We start from the raw sequence: 16,336 nt of genomic DNA, 5'->3' as shown, positions 1-16,336 counted from the left end.
GATGCGGGAGAATGGCGTGGTGAGCGGGGACTTCCGGGACTTCAGAGGCGATTACCAGGAGCTGGTCGACGAGCTGTCGGAGCTGCTGGGCGCGCCGGCGACGCTGGAGAACCGCGACTTCGAGCTGATCGCCTTCGGCGCGTACGACAGCGACGACGAGCTCGACGCCGCCGCCCTGGACCCGGTGCGCACCCGCTCGATCCTGACCCGGCGCTCCACGGCCGCGGTCCGGGCGTGGTTCGAGGGGTTCGGCATCACCCGGGCGTCCGGCCCGGTCCGTATCCCGCCGACCCCGGAGGCCGGCGTCCACCGGGGCCGTGTGTGTCTCCCGGTGCGGCATCGGGGCGTCGTCCTCGGTTACGTCTGGCTGCTGGAGGGCGATCCCGGCCCCTCGGACGAGCAGCTGGCCGCCGCGATGCGGGTGACCGCCCGGATCGGCGCGCTGCTCGCCGACGAGGCCCGGCACGGCGCGGGCCTCACCCGGGAGCTGCGGGCGGTGCTGACCGCCGGGCGGGGCTGGCAGCGGGACATGGCGGTGGCCGAGCTGCGCACCGCGCTGGGCTCGCGCGCGGACGCCCCCCACACGGTGGTGTGCGTGGCCCCCTGGCCGTCCGCCGACCCCGCCGAGGCCCCCTCCCTGCGCACGCTCGCCGGCGCGGAGGCCCTGTGCACGGTCCCGTGGGGCGCGGCGGAGCAGTGCCTTGCGGTGCTGGTGCGCCTCCGCTCGGCGTCCGCGTCGACGCCCGCGACCGTGGTGGCGGGGCGGTTGCTGGAGCGGGTGGCGAGCGGGGACGCGGGGGCGGACACGACGAAGGGCGCCGGGGCGCGGGCGGCCGCCGGGGTGGCCGAGGGGCGGGCGGGTCTCGCGGAGTTGGGCACGGCATGGCGGGAGGCCTCGGCGTCGGCGCGGGCGGTGCTCGCCGAGCCGCGGCTGGGGCCGGTCGCCCAGTGGGCGGACATCGGGCCGTACCGGCTGCTGACCGCGCTGCCCCCGGAGGCCGTCCGCGACCGGACCGTCCACGCCTTGCTGGCCCCCGCGCACCGCGAGCTGGCTCACACCGCCGAGACGTATCTGGACTGCGCGGGCCAGGCCGGCCGCACGGCGGCGGAGCTGGGCGTCCACCGACAGACGCTGTACTACCGGCTGTCCCGGGTCGAGCAGCTGACCGGCCTCGACCTCGACGACGGCGAGGACCGCCTGCTGCTGCACATGGCGCTCAAGGCACGCCGGCTGTGAGGCCGCGCCTCAGGGGGCGGTGCTGTTCTCGGCGGGCCGCATCCCCGCGATCACCTGGCGCATCCCCTCGGTGAGCCGGTCGGCGTCGGGGGCGGTCGCCGGGTCGAAGTTCCACTGGGCGATGAGGCCCGTCATCAGGGTGACGCAGAAGGCCCCGAGGGTGTCCGCGGTCTCGTCGGAGACGTCCTCCTCGCGTCCGCCCATGAGCAGGGGCACGAGACCGCGTCCCGCCTCCCGCTGGGCCCGCGCCAGATGGTCGCGCACCTCGGGCATCCGGTCGCCCATGACCAGGGCCTCCATGCCCAGCCGCCAGATCGAGCCGGGCTCCCGCATGGTGCCGATGATGTTGGACCAGAGTGCGTGGAAGCGCTCCAGCGAGCCCGGCTCGCCGGGAAGGCTTCCCTCGCCGCCGCCGTCGAAGGCCGGGCCCATGTCCTCCACCAGCGCCACGTAGGCCTGCGCGAGCAGCGCGTCCTTCGAGCCGTAGTGGTAGCCGATCGAGGCCAGATTGGTCCCCGACTCCTTGACGATGTCGCGCGCCGTCGTCCGCGCGAAGCCCTTCTGCACCAGGCAGCGCTTGGCGCCGTCGAGCAGATCCTCACGGTGTCCCATGCGGACCAGCCTACCGCCCGATCCATACATCCGTCCTAGACGAAAGTTTTACACAGTGGTTTTATACAGACGTCCTATACATTCGTTTAATACGGCCGTACAGTCCTCGGCATGACGAACTCGACGCACACCTCTGCGGGCCCCCGTGCAGGGCGCCGCGAATGGACCGCCCTCGGCGTCCTGATGCTCCCGCTGCTCCTGGTCTCGATGGACGTCTCCGTCCTCTACTTCGCCGTCCCGGCCATCAGCGCCGACCTGGAGCCGAGCGGCGCCCAGCAACTGTGGATCTTCGACATCTACGGGTTCGTCCTGGCCGGCCTGCTGATGACGGCGGGCTCGCTGGGCGACCGCTTCGGCCGCCGCCGGCTGCTGCTGGTCGGCGCGGCCGCCTTCGGCGCCGCCTCCCTGGTGGCGGCGTACGCAGGAAGCCCCGAGACCCTCATCGCCGCACGCGCGGTCCTCGGCATCGGGGGCGCCACGCTGATGCCGTCGACGATGGCCCTGCTGCGCACGATGTTCACCGACCCCGGCCAGCGCGCGAAGGCGATCGGCCTGTGGTCGGGCGTGATGACGGCGGGCGTCGCGCTCGGCTCGGTGATGAGCGGGGTGCTGGTCGAGTACTTCTGGTGGGGCTCGGTCTTCCTGGTCAACCTGCCCGCGATGGTCCTGCTGCTGGTCCTCGGCCCGGTTCTGCTGCCGGAGTCGCGCGACCCCTCCCCCGGCCGCTTCGACCTGCCGAGCGTCCCGCTGTCGATGGCCGCCGTACTGCCCGTGATCTACGGCCTGAAGGAGATCGCCGTCGAGGGCGTGCACGCCGAGTACGTCGTCTCGATCGCCGTCGGTCTGCTCTTCGCGGCCCTCTTCGTCCACCGCCAGCGCACGGCGGAATCACCGATGATCTCCCCCGTGCTGTTCCGCGGCCACGGTTTCGCGCCCGCCGTCGTCCTCAACCTGGTCGCCTCGTTCGGCATGATGGGATCGGCGTACTTCACCACGCAGTACCTGCAGTCGGTCCTCGACAAGAGCGCCCTGGAGGCGGCCCTGTGGGCGCTGCTGCCCTCGGTGCCGATCGGCATGACGGCCCCGCTGGCCACCGCCCTGGTCCAGAAGGGGGTCAACCGGGCCCACGTCGTCACGGCGGGCTTCGTGATCGCCGCGGCCGGCTACGCCCTGCTGCTTCCCGCCGGCACCGCCTCGTTGTGGCTCGTGCTGGTCGCCTGCGGGGTCCTCGCCTCCGGGATGGTCGTGGTCGTCTCCCAGATGACGGACCTGGCGCTGGGGGCCGCCCCGGCCGAGCGCGCCGGCTCGGCCTCCTCCCTGCTGGAGACGGGCGGCGAGTTCGGCGGCGCCCTCGGGATGGCCGTCCTCGGCTCCATAGGCACGGCCGTCTACCGCCACGACGTCCCGGCCTCGGCGCCGGACGCGGCCCGGGAGACCCTGGGCGGGGCGCTCGCGATCGCCGATCAGCTTCCGGGGCGCGCGGGAGACGCCCTGGCCACGGCCGCGCGTGAGGCGTTCACCAGCGGGATGCAGGGTGCGGCGGTCGCGGCGGCGGTGCTGCTGGCGGGATCGGCGGTCGCGGCCGCCATGACGCTGCGGAGCATCCGCGTGAAGTGACGGGGAAACGGACGAGCGCCGGGCGGGCTGACGTCGGTCAGCCCGCCCGGCGCTCGTGCGTGGGTCGCGTCAGACGAGGTTCACGGAACGCGCGGACGTCGCCCCGATCTCCTCCGCCACCTCGGCCAGCACGGCCGCGGTGACCGTGTCGTCCACGGTCAGGACGGCCAGCGCCTCGCCGCCGACCGTGGCACGGGCGACCTGCATGCCGGCGATGTTGATGCCCGCCTCGCCGAGGATGCGGCCGACGGTGCCGACGACACCCGGACGGTCCTCGTAGCGCAGGACGACCATGTGGTCGGCGAGCGCGAGGTCCACGTCGAACTCGCCGACGGCGACGATCTTCTGGAGGTGCTTGGGGCCGGCCAGCGTGCCGGAGACCGACACCTCCTCGCCGCTGCCGAGCGTGCCGCGCACGGTGACGACGTTGCGGTGGTCGGCCGACTCCGAGCTGGTCGTCAGCCGCACCTCGACGCCGCGCTCCTGGGCGAACAGCGGGGCGTTGACGTACGACACCGTCTCGTCGACGACGTCCTCGAAGACGCCCTTGAGGGCGGACAGCTCCAGCACCTTCACGTCGTGCTGGGTGATCTCGCCGTACACCTCGACGTCGAGGCGGACCGCGACCTCGCCGGCGAGCGCGGTGAAGATACGGCCGAGGCGCTCGGCGAGCGGCAGACCCGGCTTGACGTCCTCGGCGATGACGCCGCCCTGGACGTTCACCGCGTCCGGCACGAGCTCACCGGCGAGGGCGAGGCGCACGGACTTGGCGACGGCGATGCCGGCCTTCTCCTGAGCCTCGTCGGTGGAGGCGCCCAGGTGCGGGGTGGCGACGACCTGGTCGAACTCGAACAGCGGCGAGTCGGTGCAGGGCTCCTTGGCGTACACGTCGAGGCCGGCGCCGGCGACCCGGCCCTCCTTGAGCGCCGAGTACAGCGCCTCCTCGTCGACGATCCCGCCGCGCGCGGCGTTGACGACGCGCACGCCCGGCTTGACCTTGCGCAGCGCCTCGTCGCCGATGAGACCGACCGTCTCGGGCGTCTTGGGCAGGTGGACGGTGATGAAGTCGGAGACCTCGAGCAGCTCGTCCAGCGTCAGCACCTTGACGCCCATCTGCGCGGCCCGCGCGGGCTGCACGTAGGGGTCGTAGGCGACGACCTTCATGCCGAACGCGGACATCCGCTGGGCGACGAGCGCGCCGATGCGGCCGAGACCGACGACGCCGAGGGTCTTCTCGGCGAGCTCGACGCCCGTGTACTTGCTGCGCTTCCACTCCGCGTTCTTCAGCGCGGCGTTGGCCTGCGGGATGTTGCGGGCGGTGGCGAGGATCAGACCGCAGGCCAGCTCGGCGGCGGTCACGATGTTGGAGGTGGGGGCGTTGACGACCATCACGCCGGCCTTGGTGGCGGCGGAGACGTCGACGTTGTCCAGGCCGACGCCGGCGCGGGCGACGACCTTCAGCTTGCGCGCGGCGGCGATCGCCTCGGCGTCGACCTTGGTCGCCGAGCGGATCAGGATGGCGTCGACGTCGGCGATGGCCGGGAGCAGCTCGGCCCGGTCCGCTCCGTTGCAGTGCCGGATCTCGAAGTCCGGCCCGAGTGCGTCGACGGTGGCGGGCGACAGCTCTTCAGCGATGAGTACGACGGGTTTCGAGCTCACGTGAGTCCTCACAAGTCCAATGCGTGCGGACGGCCGTCCCGACGGCCGCAGGCGGTGGAGGGGAGCGGCGCCGGGAGATTTCAGGTGCGCTCCCGCGTTGTTCGGTGCGTGCTCTCGGTGTGCCGGACGAAGGTCCTCGTAGCGGAGCTACCAGGGCCTTTGGCCGGTGCGGCGAGAGTGCGTGCCGGACGGCGCGGGGGTGTGCCGGATATTTCTCGGGGTCGCTGTGCCGCGGAAGACGCACGACGCTGTGGGCCTGACGCGTATTAGTGCAGCAGTCTAGTGCTGCGGCAAAGGTCGTCTTGCGCCTCTGCGGAAGGATCACCCGTCCGTGAATGGACGGGGTGGACAACACCGACTCGTACGACGTTACCCGCGGTTCGCCGAAAGGGCCGGAGCGATCGGCTCCGGCCCCGGCGCCGAGGCTTACGCCTCCTCGTCGACCCAACTCATCAGCTTGCGCAGCTGCTTGCCGGTGGTCTCCAGCAGGTGCTCGGAGTCCTGGGTCTTGTACTCGTCGTACTTCTTCAGGCCGCCGTGGTACTCGTCCATCCAGTTCTGGGCGAAGGTGCCGTCCTGGATCTCGGCGAGGACCTTCTTCATCTCGGCCTTGGTGGCGTCGGTGATGATGCGCGGGCCGGTGACGTAGTCGCCCCACTCGGCGGTCTCGGAGACGCTCCAGCGCATCTTCTCCAGGCCGCCCTCGTACATGAGGTCCACGATCAGCTTCAGCTCGTGCAAGCACTCGAAGTAGGCGATCTCCGGCTGGTAGCCGGCCTCGACCAGGGTCTCGAAGCCCGCCTTGACCAGGGCCGAGGTGCCGCCGCAGAGCACGGCCTGCTCACCGAACAGGTCGGTCTCGGTCTCCTCGGTGAAGGTCGTCTTGATGACGCCGGCGCGGGTGCCGCCGATCGCCTTGGCGTACGACAGGGCCAGGTCGAAGGCGTTGCCCGTGGCGTCCTGCTCGACGGCGGCGATCGCGGGGACGCCGCGGCCCTCCTCGTACTGGCGGCGGACGAGGTGGCCCGGGCCCTTGGGGGCGACCAGGGCGACGTCCACGCCGGCCGGGGGCTTGATGAAGCCGAAGCGGACGTTGAAGCCGTGGGCGAAGAACAGCGCGTCGCCGTCCTTCAGGTTCGGGGCGATCGACGCCTCGTAGACCTGGGCCTGGATCGGGTCCGGGATGAGGATCATGATGACGTCGGCCTCGGCGGCGGCCTCGGCGGGGGTCACCACGCGCAGGCCCTGCTCCTCGGCCTTCGCCTTGGACTTGGAGCCCTCGTGCAGACCGACCCGCACGTCGACACCCGAGTCACGGAGCGACAGGGCGTGGGCGTGGCCCTGGCTGCCGTAGCCGATGACCGCGACCTTGCGGCCCTGGATGATGGACAGGTCGGCGTCAGCGTCGTAGAACAGCTCGGCCACTTGGGTTCTCTCCTTGAATGCAGATGTTGCGTCCCACCGTATGACGGCGGGCGGAAGGGAAGTCTCGGGGTCTCGGTATACGGGCGGCCGGTGTCACCCGACCGCCCGTATCGGCCGTCAGGCCGAACGGTCGAGTGCGCGCAGCGACCGGTCGGTGATCGAACGGGCGCCACGGCCGATCGCGATCGTGCCGGACTGGACCAGTTCCTTGATGCCGTACGGTTCCAGCATCTTGAGCATGGCGGACAGCTTGTCGCTGCTGCCGGTGGCCTCGATGGTCACGGCCTCCGGGGAGACGTCCACGGTCTTGGCGCGGAAGAGCTGGACGATCTCGACGATCTGGGAGCGCGTCTCGTTGTCGGCGCGCACCTTCACCAGGACGAGTTCGCGCTGAACCGCCTGCGAGGGGTCCAGCTCGACGATCTTCAGCACGTTGACGAGCTTGTTGAGCTGCTTGGTCACCTGCTCCAGCGGCAGGTCGTCGACGCTCACCACGATGGTGATGCGGGAGATGTCGGGGTGCTCGGTGACGCCGACCGCGAGCGAGTCGATGTTGAAGCCGCGGCGGGAGAACAGGGCGGCGATCCGGGCGAGGATGCCCGGGGTGTTCTCCACCAGGACGGAGAGCGTGTGCTTGGACATGTCTCTTGGGTCTTCCTCGCTCAGTCGTCTTCGTTGTCGCCGAAGTCGGGGCGGACGTCCCGGGCGGCCATGATCTCGTCGTTGGAGGTGCCTGCGGCGACCATCGGCCACACCATCGCGTCCTCGTGGACGATGAAGTCGACGACGACCGGGCGGTCGTTCACCGAGTTCGCCTCCTCGATGACCTTGTCGAGGTCGTCCGGGGACTCGCAGCGGATGGCGTAGCAGCCCATCGCCTCCGACAGCTTCACGAAGTCGGGGACGCGCGTGCCGCGGGCCTCCGGGTTGACGTCGCCCGGGCCGGAGTGCAGCACCGTGTTGGAGTAGCGCTGGTTGTAGAACAGGGTCTGCCACTGGCGGACCATGCCGAGCGCGCCGTTGTTGATGACCGCGACCTTGATCGGGATGCCGTTCAGGGCGCAGGTGGTGAGCTCCTGGTTGGTCATCTGGAAGCAGCCGTCGCCGTCGATCGCCCAGACGGTCTTCGACGGGACGCCCGCCTTGGCGCCCATCGCGGCCGGGACCGCGTAGCCCATCGTCCCGGCGCCGCCCGAGTTCAGCCAGGTGGCCGGCTTGTCGTACTGGATGAAGTGGGCGGCCCACATCTGGTGCTGGCCGACGCCGGCCGCGAAGACGGTGCCCTCCGGGGCGAGTTGACCGATGCGCTCGATGACCTGCTGCGGGGACAGCGAGCCGTCCGCGGGCTGGTCGTAGCCGAGGGGGTAGGTCTCGCGCCAGCGGGACAGGTCCTTCCACCAGGCGCTGTAGTCGCCCTGCTGGCCCTCGCCGTGCTCCTTCTGCACCGCCTGGATCAGGTCCGCGATGACCTCGCGCGCGTCCCCGACGATCGGCACGTCGGCTTCACGGTTCTTGCCGATCTCCGCCGGGTCGATGTCCGCGTGGACGATCTTGGCGAACGGGGCGAAGCTGTCGAGCTTGCCGGTGACGCGGTCGTCGAAGCGGGCGCCGAGGGCGATGATCAGGTCGGCCTTCTGCAGGCCGGTGACGGCGGCCACCGAGCCGTGCATGCCGGGCATGCCCAGGTGCAGCGGGTGGCTGTCGGGGAACGCGCCCAGCGCCATCAGCGTGGTGGTGACGGGCGCGCCGGTCAGCTCGGCGAGGACCTTCAGCTCGGCGGTGGCGCCGGACTTGAGGACACCGCCGCCGACATAGAGGATCGGCCGCTTGGCGGCGGTGATCAGCTTGGCGGCCTCGCGGATCTGCTTGGCGTGCGGCTTGGTGACGGGCCGGTAGCCGGGCAGGTCCATGGTGGGCGGCCAGGAGAAGGTCGTCCGCGCCTGGAGGGCGTCCTTGGCGATGTCGACCAGGACGGGGCCCGGACGGCCGGTGGAGGCGATGTGGAAGGCCTGCGCGATGACCCGCGGGATGTCCTCCGCCTTGGTGACCAGGAAGTTGTGCTTGGTGATCGGCATGGTGATGCCGACGATGTCCGCCTCCTGGAAGGCGTCGGTGCCGATCGCCTTGGAGGCGACCTGGCCGGTGATCGCGACCAGCGGCACGGAGTCCATGTGCGCGTCGGCGATGGGGGTGACCAGGTTGGTGGCGCCGGGGCCGGAGGTGGCCATGCAGACGCCGACCTTGCCGGTGGCCTGCGCGTAGCCGGTGGCCGCGTGGCCGGCGCCCTGCTCGTGACGGACCAGGACGTGGCGCACCCGGGTCGAGTCCATCAGCGGGTCGTAGGCGGGGAGGATCGCACCGCCGGGAATGCCGAATACCGTGTCGGCGCCGACCTCCTCGAGGGAGCGGATGAGGGACTGCGCGCCCGTCACGCTCTCGACGGAAGCGGAGTGTCCTCCGGATCGGGGCCGGGGCTGCGGGTGACTGGCCCCGGTGGCCTGCTCGGTCATCGGCATTCTCTTCTCGATGCTGAGGGTTTTTGCGTTGTTTGTACGGTGTGCGAATGCTGCCTGTGCAACAAAAAACCCCTCGTGCCAAAGGGCAAGCGAGGGGAGCGCGCCGGGTGGGGTCGCTGGGAGTTCCGGGTCCGTCCGGAGCGTCACCAGCTTCAGCCGACGCGCTTTCCAAGTACGAGAATTCGGGTGCGCATGGCACTGACCCTCCCCCCGGCGCGCACCGACTGTCAAGTGGGTGGGACATGGGTCTCATTATGTGAGCGTAGGGGCGTCCCGCCCAGGACGGCGCTGATGCCGCTGGTGTACGTCGCCGTCCCGCCGCCCGCGAACGCGGGTTCGACGGGTCCGTGCGGCACCGGGTAGTCGCCGCGGCCGAGGGCCCGGCGCAGCCGGTACTCGTCGAGCGGCCCGGAGAACGCCATCCCCTGCCCGTGCGTACAGCCCATCGCGCGCAGGGCGACGACCTGTTCGGGCAGGTCCACTCCCTCGGCCACGGACTGGAGTCCGAGGTCGCCCGCGATCCGCAGCAGCCCGCTGGTGATCTTGTGCAGCCGCGCGGACTCGACGACGCCCTCCACCAGCCCGCGGTCGAGCTTGAGCACATCGACGGGCAGCCGGCGCAGGGCCGTTATGGCCACGCAGCCGCCGAAGCCGTCCAGCGCGATCCGCACGCCGAGCCGGCGCAGGGCGCCCAGCCGGCGCTCCAGGTCGTCCAGCGGCACCCGGGAGTCGATGTCGGACAGCTCTATCACCAGTGACGCGGGCGGCAGTCCGTGCCGGGTCAGCAGTGCCTCGACGGAGCCCAGCGGCATCGACCGATCCAGCAGGCGACGGGCGCCCACCCGCACGACCACCGGCTGGTTCAGCCCGCCTGCGGCCCGGTCTGCGGCCTGGGCGACGGCCTCCTCCAGCGTCCAGCGGCCCAGTTCGGCGGTCTTGTCGCTGTCGTCGGCGTCCTGCGAGACCCGCAGGAACTCCGCCGGTGTGAACAGCACGCCCTGGGAGGACCGCCAGCGCGCCTGGGCGGCGACCGATGCGATCCGGCCGTCCTCCAGCCGCACCACCGGCTGGTGCAGCAGGGCGAACTCGCCGTCGTGCAGGGCGGCCCTCAGCCGCGTGGCCAGCTCGGCCTTGCGGACGACGTCCTGCTGCATCTGCGGCTTGTACAGCTCGACCCGGCCCTTGCCGCCCGCCTTGGCCCGGTACATCGCGAGGTCGGCGTTGCGCAGCAGTTCGCCGGCGCCGAGCCCGGTCTCGGCGAAGGCGACGCCGATGGACGCGGCCACCCTGACCTCGCTGCCGTCGATGAGGTAGGGCTGGGACAGCGTGACCCTCAGCCGGTCGGCGAGGTCGACGATGTGCCGCTCGCGCGCGGAGCGGTCGCGGGTGCCGTCCCCGACGATGAGCGCCGCGAACTCGTCGCCGCCGAGCCGGGCGGCGGTGTCGCCCTGACGGACGGAGTCCTGGAGCCTGCGGGCGGCCTGGACGAGCAGTTCGTCCCCGGCCTGGTGGCCGATGGTGTCGTTGACGGCCTTGAAGCCGTCGAGGTCGATGAAGAGGACGGCGGTGTTGCGCAGGGCGGTGCCCCGGTCGGAGCTGCGGCGGCCGGAGAGCGCCTGCCGCACGCGCCGGGTGAACAGCGCCCGGTTGGGCAGGTCCGTGAGCGGGTCGTGCTCGGCGTTGTGCTGGAGCTGCGCCTGCAGACGCACGCGTTCGGTGACGTCCCTGCTGTTGAAGATCAGGCCGCCCTGATGGCGGTTGACGGTCGACTCGACGTTGAGCCAGCCGCCGTCGCCGGAGCGGAAGCGGCACTCGATACGGGTGGTGGGTTCGTCCTTGGGGCTGGCGGCGAGGAAGCGGCGCACCTCGTGCACCACGCAGCCCAGGTCCTCCGGGTGGATGAGCTGGGCCAGTTCGGTGCCCACCAGGTCCTCCGCGGACCGTCCGTAGACGCCGGCGGCGGCCGGGGAGACGTAACGCAGGATGCCGCTGGGCGCGGCGATCATGATGACGTCGCTGGAGCCCTGCACCAGGGAGCGGAAGTAGTTCTCCTTCTGGGCCAGTTCCTGGGTGAGGGTGATGTTGTCGAGCAGCATGATGCCCTGGCGCACCACGAGGGCCAGCACGACGGTGCCGCCGGTCAGGAGGACCACGCGGTCGACGCTGCGGCCGTTGAGGACGTTGTAGAGGATGCCCAGGGTGCACACGGCGGCCGCGAGGTACGGCGTGAGGGCGCCGAGGGAGCCGGTGATGGGGCGGGTGGCGGGGTACCGGGCGTGCTCGCCGGGCGGCTGCGGCCGGGGGTCGCGCTGCGGGGGCGCGACGATGCCGGTGCGCCGGCCGGGCAGGTGCTCGTGCACCACACGCGTGCGCCCGTCCTCGCCGCGCCGGTGCCGCCGGTCCGCGGCCCAGGGGGCGTAGGCGAGCAGCAGCGAGCCCGCGAACCAACCCGCGTCGAGGAGTTGGCCCGAGCGGTAGGAGTGGTGCAGGAGCGGTGAGGTGAACAAGGCGTCGCACATGACGGTCAGCGCCAGGGCGCCGACGGCGGTGTTGACCGCCGTGCGGTTGACCGGCGAGCGCCGGAAGTGGAGCACCAGCACCATGCTGACGAGGGCGATGTCGAGCAGCGGGTAGGCGAGGGACAGCGCGGCGTGGGCCACGCTGGGGCCGTCGAGCTGCGCCGCTTGGGCGAGCGCGAGGCTCCAGGAGAGCGTGAGAAGTGAGCCGGCGATCAGCCACGCGTCGAGCCCGAGGCAGACCCAGCCGGCCTTGGTGACGGGGCGGGCGGCCAGCACCAGCAGTCCCACGATCGCGGGCGGCGCGAAGCACAGGAAGAAGAGGTCGGCGTAGCTGGGGCTGGGCACGGGCCGGTTCAGCACGACCTCGTACCAGCCCCAGACCAGGTTGCCGAGGGCGGCCATCGTCGAGGAGAGCCCGAACAGCAGCCACGCGGGCCGAAAGCGGATGCGGCGGTTGCGCGCGTAGAGGAAGCAGGACACCGCCGCCGTCCCCGCCGCGGCGGCGAGGCCGAAGTCGCCCATGACCAGGGCGGTCCGGTCGGATCCCCAGCCGCACGCGGAGCCGACGGCGTATCCCGCGCACACCAGGGCCAGCACCAGTTGGCGGACCGCTCCCGGTCCATGGCCGCAGGACGGCGGCTCGGACGGCGACGCACCCGGCGCCGGGTGCGCGCGCGGCGCTCCGTCGAGGAGGGGGGTGGAGGTCGGCGGCGAACTCACCGTGGCCTCCCGGTCGGTGCCCGGTGACCGGCGGGGCCGCCGCGTCGTCGGCGCGTGGCCGCGTGGCAGGGCCGTCGGCGGCCGCTCCACCGCGTCGGATCGTTCGTCCATTGGCCGTGCATCGCCCGTCGCCCCCCTCACGTCTGGAATGTTCGTCCCCGGCGCCGAACGGTGCGCGGCGCAGCCCCAGTCCGGACGATACACCAGTCTCGTCACTCAGGGACATAGTTCCTCTACGCTCAGTGACGACCAGCGGCGACGCGCGCACGTACCGCGTCCGCGGGACTGCGGAGGGTGCCCGAACCGGAGCGCCCGCGTGCCACGGCCGTCACGTCTCGTCCGTGGCGCCCGTCGTCAGGATCACGTTGCGCAGCGGCTCCTGGTTCACGAATCGCCTCAACTGGTCCGCCAGCAGCCGTTCGGCGCGCGGCCGGAACGCGGACGTGGGGCCGCCGACGTGCGGGCTGATCAGAACGCCCGGCGCCCGCCACAGCGGGTGGCCCGGGGGCAGCGGCTCGGGGTCGGTGACGTCCAGGGCGGCGGTGAGCCGGCCGCTCTGCACCTCCGTGAGCAGGGCCTTGGTGTCCACGACCGCGCCGCGGGCCACGTTGACGAGGAGGGCGCCGTCCTTCATGCGGGCGAGGAAGTCGCCGTCCACGAGGCCGCGGGTGCTGGTGTTGAGGGGCGTCGAGAGGATCACGACGTCCGCTTCGGGGAGGAGGGCGGGCAGATCGGTGAAGGGGTGCACCGGGCCGCGCTCCGTGGTGCGCGCGGAGCGCGCGACGCGCGCCACCCGCGCCACCTCGAAGGGCACGAGCCGGTCCTCGATCGCCTCGCCGATGGCCCCGTAGCCGACGACGAGGACGTTCTTGTCGGCGAGCGCCGGATGGAACTCGCCGCGCCACACGCCCTGTTCCTGCGCGCGCACGAACTGCGGGATCCCGCGCAGGGAGGCCAGGGTCAGGGTGAGGGCGAGCTCCGCGGTGCTGGCCTCGTGCACCCCGCGCGCGTTGCACAGCCGCACCCCGGGCACGAGGTCGGACAGCCGGGCGGTGATGTCGTCGACGCCCGCGGTGAGGGTCTGCACGACCTGGAGGCGGCGCATCTCGCGCAGCGGGCGCACCTTGACCGGCTGACGCTTCATGTACGGCACCACGTACAGGACGCAGTCCGCGGGATCGCCGGGGAAGTCCTGCTCGCCGGCGTCGCCGCCGTCCCAGAAGAGATAGCGGGGACCCTCGGGAAGGCCGTCGATCTCGTCGGGCGGGATGGGCAGCCAGACGTCGCGGGGTGTGTCCGTAGTCATGCTCAGGAGGCTATGTGAGGCACGCGCGCGTGCAGAGGTTAGGTTGGTGGGCCAGGACAGGGAGGGTCACGAGCAGGTGGAGCGCAGGACGATCGGCGCGGCGGCGCTCGCGGTGGGGGCCGTCGGACTCGGGTGCATGCCGATGAGCTGGGCTTACAGCGGGTCGCGGCAGCGGGGCGACGAGTCGCTGAGGGCATTGCACCGGGCACTGGATCTGGGCGCCTCCCTTCTGGACACGGCCGACATGTACGGCCCGTTCACCAACGAGCTTTTGGTGGGGCGGGTGTTGAAGGAGCGGCGCGCTGACGCGTTCGTGTCGACGAAGGTGGGGCTGCTGGTCGGCGAGCAGCACATCGTGGCCAACGGCCGTCCCGGATACGTGAGAAGAGCCTGCGACGCCTCGCTGCGGCGGCTGCAGACGGACGTCATCGACCTCTACCAGCTGCACCGGGCCGACCCCGAGGTTCCCGTGGAGGAGACCTGGGGCGCGATGGCGGAGCTCGTACAGGCGGGCAAGGTACGGGCGTTGGGGTTGTGCGCGGTGGGCGCGCGGGGCGGCCGGCGGTCGGGCGGGCGGCTCTACGACGCGACGATCCGGCAGTTGCGGCGGGTGCAGCAGGTCTTCCCGGTGAGCGCGGTGGAGGCGGAGCTGTCGGTGTGGTCGCCGGAGGCGCTGGACGCGCTGCTGCCGTGGTGCGAGGCGCGCGGGGTGGGCTTCCTCGCGGCGATGCCGCTGGGCAACGGCTTCCTCACCGGGACGCTGACCCCGGGGCAGGGCTTCGAGCCGGACGACATGCGGGCCCGGCACCCCCGGTTCACCGCCGAGATGATGGCCGCGAACCAGCCGATCGTCGCCGGGCTGCGGCGGGTGGCCGCGCGGCACGGCGACACGGTGACGGCGGCGCAGGTGGCGCTGGCGTGGGTGCTGGCCCAGGGCCGGAACGTGATCCCGGTGCCGGGGACCAAGCAGGAACGCTGGGTCACGCAGAACGCCGCGGCGTGCGGGCTGCGGCTGGCCGTGCGCGACCTGGCGGAGGTGTCGGCGTTGCCGGCGGCGCGGGTGTCTTGGGAATGACGCTCCGCTGGGGGCGCGGGCAGGGGTGGGGTGCCCTGCCCGGGGGTGACATGGCCTGGTCGATGCCTGTCTTCGGGTGCGGCGGCGTCGTGGCTCTGCGCGCAGTTCCCCGCGCCCCTCGGGTGGGGTGCCCTGCCCGGGGTCCGTGTTCTGCGTTGGGAATCGGGGATCGGGAACTCTGGCGGGGTGGGCGGTGTATGACAAGGGGAGGGTGCCGTGAGCGTTGTGGCGAAGGGACCAAGATCGTGCAGCGTCGAGCAGTGAGGGCCGTGGCGGCCGCGAGTGCGCTTCTTTTGGCGGCCGGCTGCTCCTCCGACGGTGGAGGGCCGGCCGGTGGCGCGGCGAGGCCGTCCGCCGCGCCCACATCCGCCGCGTCCCCGCCCGCGCAGTCCCCCGCCGAGGCGACCCCGCCCGCCAAGGGCACCGTCACGGTGGTGCGCACGGTGGCCGAGGGGCTGAACAGCCCCTGGGGTCTCGCCCCGCTGCCCGAGGGCGGTCTGCTGGTCGCCTCGCGTGACGAGGGGACGATCACCCGGGTCGACGCGGCGACGGGGAGGAAGACCCTGCTGGGCGAGGTGCCGGGGGTCTCGGCGGCCGGCGAGGGCGGTCTGCTCGGCCTGGCCCTCTCCCCCGACTACGCCGCGGACCACATGGTCTACGCCTACTACACCTCCGCCTCGGACAACCGCGTCGTACGCATGCTGTACGACGCGCGGCGGCCCGCCGGGGAGCAGTTGGGCGCACCCGACACGGTGTTCAGGGGCATACCCAAGGGCATGATCCACAACGGCGGCCGGATCGCCTTCGGCCCGGACCGGATGCTCTACGCGGGCACGGGCGAGACCGGCGACGAGGGGCTGGCCCAGAACAAGGAGTCCCTGGGCGGCAAGATCCTGCGGCTGACCCCGGAGGGGGAGCCGGCCCCGGGCAACCCGTTCCCCGACTCCCCTGTGTACTCGTACGGGCACCGCAATGTGCAGGGCCTCGCCTGGGACTCCGAGCAGCGCCTGTTCGCGGCGGAGTTCGGCCAGAAGACGTGGGACGAGCTGAACGCGATCACGCCGGGCGGCGACTACGGCTGGCCCGAGGTCGAGGGCAGGTCGGACGACCCGGCCTACCGCAACCCCCTCGCCCAGTGGAGCACCGACCAGGCCTCCCCCAGCGGCATCGCCTACGCCAAGGGCTCGATCTGGATGGCGGGCCTGCGCGGGAAGCGGCTGTGGCGCGTCCCGCTGAAGGGCACGCAGGCGTCGGCGGACCCCCAGGCCTTCCTGGAGGGCGAGTACGGCCGGCTGCGCACGGTGGTCGCGGCGGGCGGCGACAGGCTCTGGGTCACCACCAGCAACACGGACGGCCGGGGCGCGCCCGAGGGGGGCGACGACCGAATACTGGAACTCCGGGTGAGCTGAGCGCCCCGAGGTGCGCCGTGCGGCTCACGCGCCCGCCTCCGGCTCCCCCTCGCCCCGGTCCGCCGGCGGTGCCGGCGGGCGGACGACGACTTTGCCGGAGGACAGGTCTATCGGCCCGTGACCGGGGTCGGTGTCGCCGACGTCCTCCCGGGTCAGCTCCAGGCGGTTCTGCTCGTCGCGGGTGTGCTTGCGGCCGGGCGCGAACAGTTCCTCGAACATGTTGAACACAGCGCCTCCACAG

At 72.0% G+C, this 16,336-nt stretch carries 12 protein-coding genes; 4 read left to right on the top strand and 8 right to left on the bottom strand.

The window, feature by feature from the left end; all coding sequences use genetic code 11:
- Position 1 precedes the first annotated feature (1 nt).
- Positions 2-1,237: a PucR family transcriptional regulator gene (locus tag ACIOC0_RS35935; RefSeq protein ID WP_402160421.1), complete on the top strand. Its 1,236-nt coding sequence runs from the start codon at positions 2-4 to the stop codon at positions 1,235-1,237.
- 9 nt (positions 1,238-1,246) lie between these two features.
- Here ACIOC0_RS35935 and ACIOC0_RS35930 read toward each other — a convergent pair whose 3' ends face one another.
- Positions 1,247-1,849: a TetR/AcrR family transcriptional regulator gene (locus ACIOC0_RS35930; RefSeq protein ID WP_402160419.1), complete on the bottom strand. Its 603-nt coding sequence runs from the start codon at positions 1,847-1,849 to the stop codon at positions 1,247-1,249.
- Positions 1,850-1,960: 111 nt separating this feature from the next.
- Between ACIOC0_RS35930 and ACIOC0_RS35925 the strand changes: the two genes are divergently transcribed.
- The gene (locus tag ACIOC0_RS35925; protein ID WP_402160416.1) at positions 1,961-3,466 is read left to right on the top strand and encodes an MFS transporter; all 1,506 of its coding nucleotides are present in this window, start codon (positions 1,961-1,963) and stop codon (positions 3,464-3,466) included.
- A 69-nt stretch (positions 3,467-3,535) separates the two neighbouring features.
- Here the strand turns inward: ACIOC0_RS35925 and serA are convergent, their stop codons facing one another.
- From serA to ACIOC0_RS35895, 6 genes are all read right to left on the bottom strand, one after another.
- Positions 3,536-5,125 (bottom strand): phosphoglycerate dehydrogenase, encoded by a 1,590-nt coding sequence (gene serA, locus ACIOC0_RS35920; RefSeq protein WP_130443242.1) that lies wholly within the window; start codon positions 5,123-5,125, stop codon positions 3,536-3,538.
- 426 nt (positions 5,126-5,551) lie between these two features.
- Positions 5,552-6,550 (bottom strand): ketol-acid reductoisomerase, encoded by a 999-nt coding sequence (ilvC, locus tag ACIOC0_RS35915; protein ID WP_351098877.1) that lies wholly within the window; start codon positions 6,548-6,550, stop codon positions 5,552-5,554.
- A 117-nt stretch (positions 6,551-6,667) separates the two neighbouring features.
- Positions 6,668-7,192 (bottom strand): acetolactate synthase small subunit, encoded by a 525-nt coding sequence (gene ilvN / locus ACIOC0_RS35910; RefSeq protein WP_130443246.1) that lies wholly within the window; start codon positions 7,190-7,192, stop codon positions 6,668-6,670.
- A gap of 20 nt (positions 7,193-7,212) precedes the next feature.
- Entirely contained in the window at positions 7,213-9,066 is a 1,854-nt protein-coding gene (locus ACIOC0_RS35905) for an acetolactate synthase large subunit (RefSeq protein WP_402160414.1), read from the bottom strand.
- A 227-nt stretch (positions 9,067-9,293) separates the two neighbouring features.
- The gene (locus ACIOC0_RS35900; RefSeq protein ID WP_402160687.1) at positions 9,294-12,305 is read right to left on the bottom strand and encodes a putative bifunctional diguanylate cyclase/phosphodiesterase; all 3,012 of its coding nucleotides are present in this window, start codon (positions 12,303-12,305) and stop codon (positions 9,294-9,296) included.
- A 328-nt stretch (positions 12,306-12,633) separates the two neighbouring features.
- Entirely contained in the window at positions 12,634-13,611 is a 978-nt protein-coding gene (locus ACIOC0_RS35895) for a 2-hydroxyacid dehydrogenase (protein ID WP_402160411.1), read from the bottom strand.
- 76 nt (positions 13,612-13,687) lie between these two features.
- Between ACIOC0_RS35895 and ACIOC0_RS35890 the strand changes: the two genes are divergently transcribed.
- A complete protein-coding gene (locus ACIOC0_RS35890) occupies positions 13,688-14,686 on the top strand; it encodes an aldo/keto reductase (RefSeq protein ID WP_402160685.1) in 999 nt (332 codons plus the stop codon).
- A gap of 197 nt (positions 14,687-14,883) precedes the next feature.
- Positions 14,884-16,095 carry a PQQ-dependent sugar dehydrogenase gene (locus ACIOC0_RS35885; RefSeq protein WP_402160410.1) on the top strand — a complete coding sequence of 404 codons (1,212 nt, stop codon included), beginning with the start codon at positions 14,884-14,886 and terminating at the stop codon, positions 16,093-16,095.
- 24 nt (positions 16,096-16,119) lie between these two features.
- Here ACIOC0_RS35885 and ACIOC0_RS35880 read toward each other — a convergent pair whose 3' ends face one another.
- Positions 16,120-16,323 carry a DUF6191 domain-containing protein gene (locus tag ACIOC0_RS35880; RefSeq protein WP_402160407.1) on the bottom strand — a complete coding sequence of 68 codons (204 nt, stop codon included), beginning with the start codon at positions 16,321-16,323 and terminating at the stop codon, positions 16,120-16,122.
- Between the last annotated feature and the right edge of the window lie 13 nt (positions 16,324-16,336).

It is taken from the genome of Streptomyces sp. NPDC088254 (assembly GCF_044740925.1).
Taxonomy (GTDB): Bacteria; Actinomycetota; Actinomycetes; order Streptomycetales; family Streptomycetaceae; genus Streptomyces.
Note: the sequence above shows the minus strand (reverse complement) of the source record. Positions and strands in the feature narration are given on the sequence as shown.

Bases quoted from the DNA above. Each gene is read 5' to 3' on its own strand.
- ACIOC0_RS35930 (WP_402160419.1), bottom strand. From the start codon at position 1,849: ATGGGACACCGTGAGGATCTGCTCGACGGCGCCAAGCGCTGCCTGGTG.
- ACIOC0_RS35885 (WP_402160410.1), top strand. From the start codon at position 14,884: ATGACAAGGGGAGGGTGCCGTGAGCGTTGTGGCGAAGGGACCAAGATC.
- ACIOC0_RS35925 (WP_402160416.1), top strand. From the start codon at position 1,961: ATGACGAACTCGACGCACACCTCTGCGGGCCCCCGTGCAGGGCGCCGC.
- ACIOC0_RS35895 (WP_402160411.1), bottom strand. From the start codon at position 13,611: ATGACTACGGACACACCCCGCGACGTCTGGCTGCCCATCCCGCCCGAC.
- ACIOC0_RS35935 (WP_402160421.1), top strand. From the start codon at position 2: ATGCGGGAGAATGGCGTGGTGAGCGGGGACTTCCGGGACTTCAGAGGC.
- ilvN (WP_130443246.1), bottom strand. From the start codon at position 7,192: ATGTCCAAGCACACGCTCTCCGTCCTGGTGGAGAACACCCCGGGCATC.
- ACIOC0_RS35905 (WP_402160414.1), bottom strand. From the start codon at position 9,066: ATGCCGATGACCGAGCAGGCCACCGGGGCCAGTCACCCGCAGCCCCGG.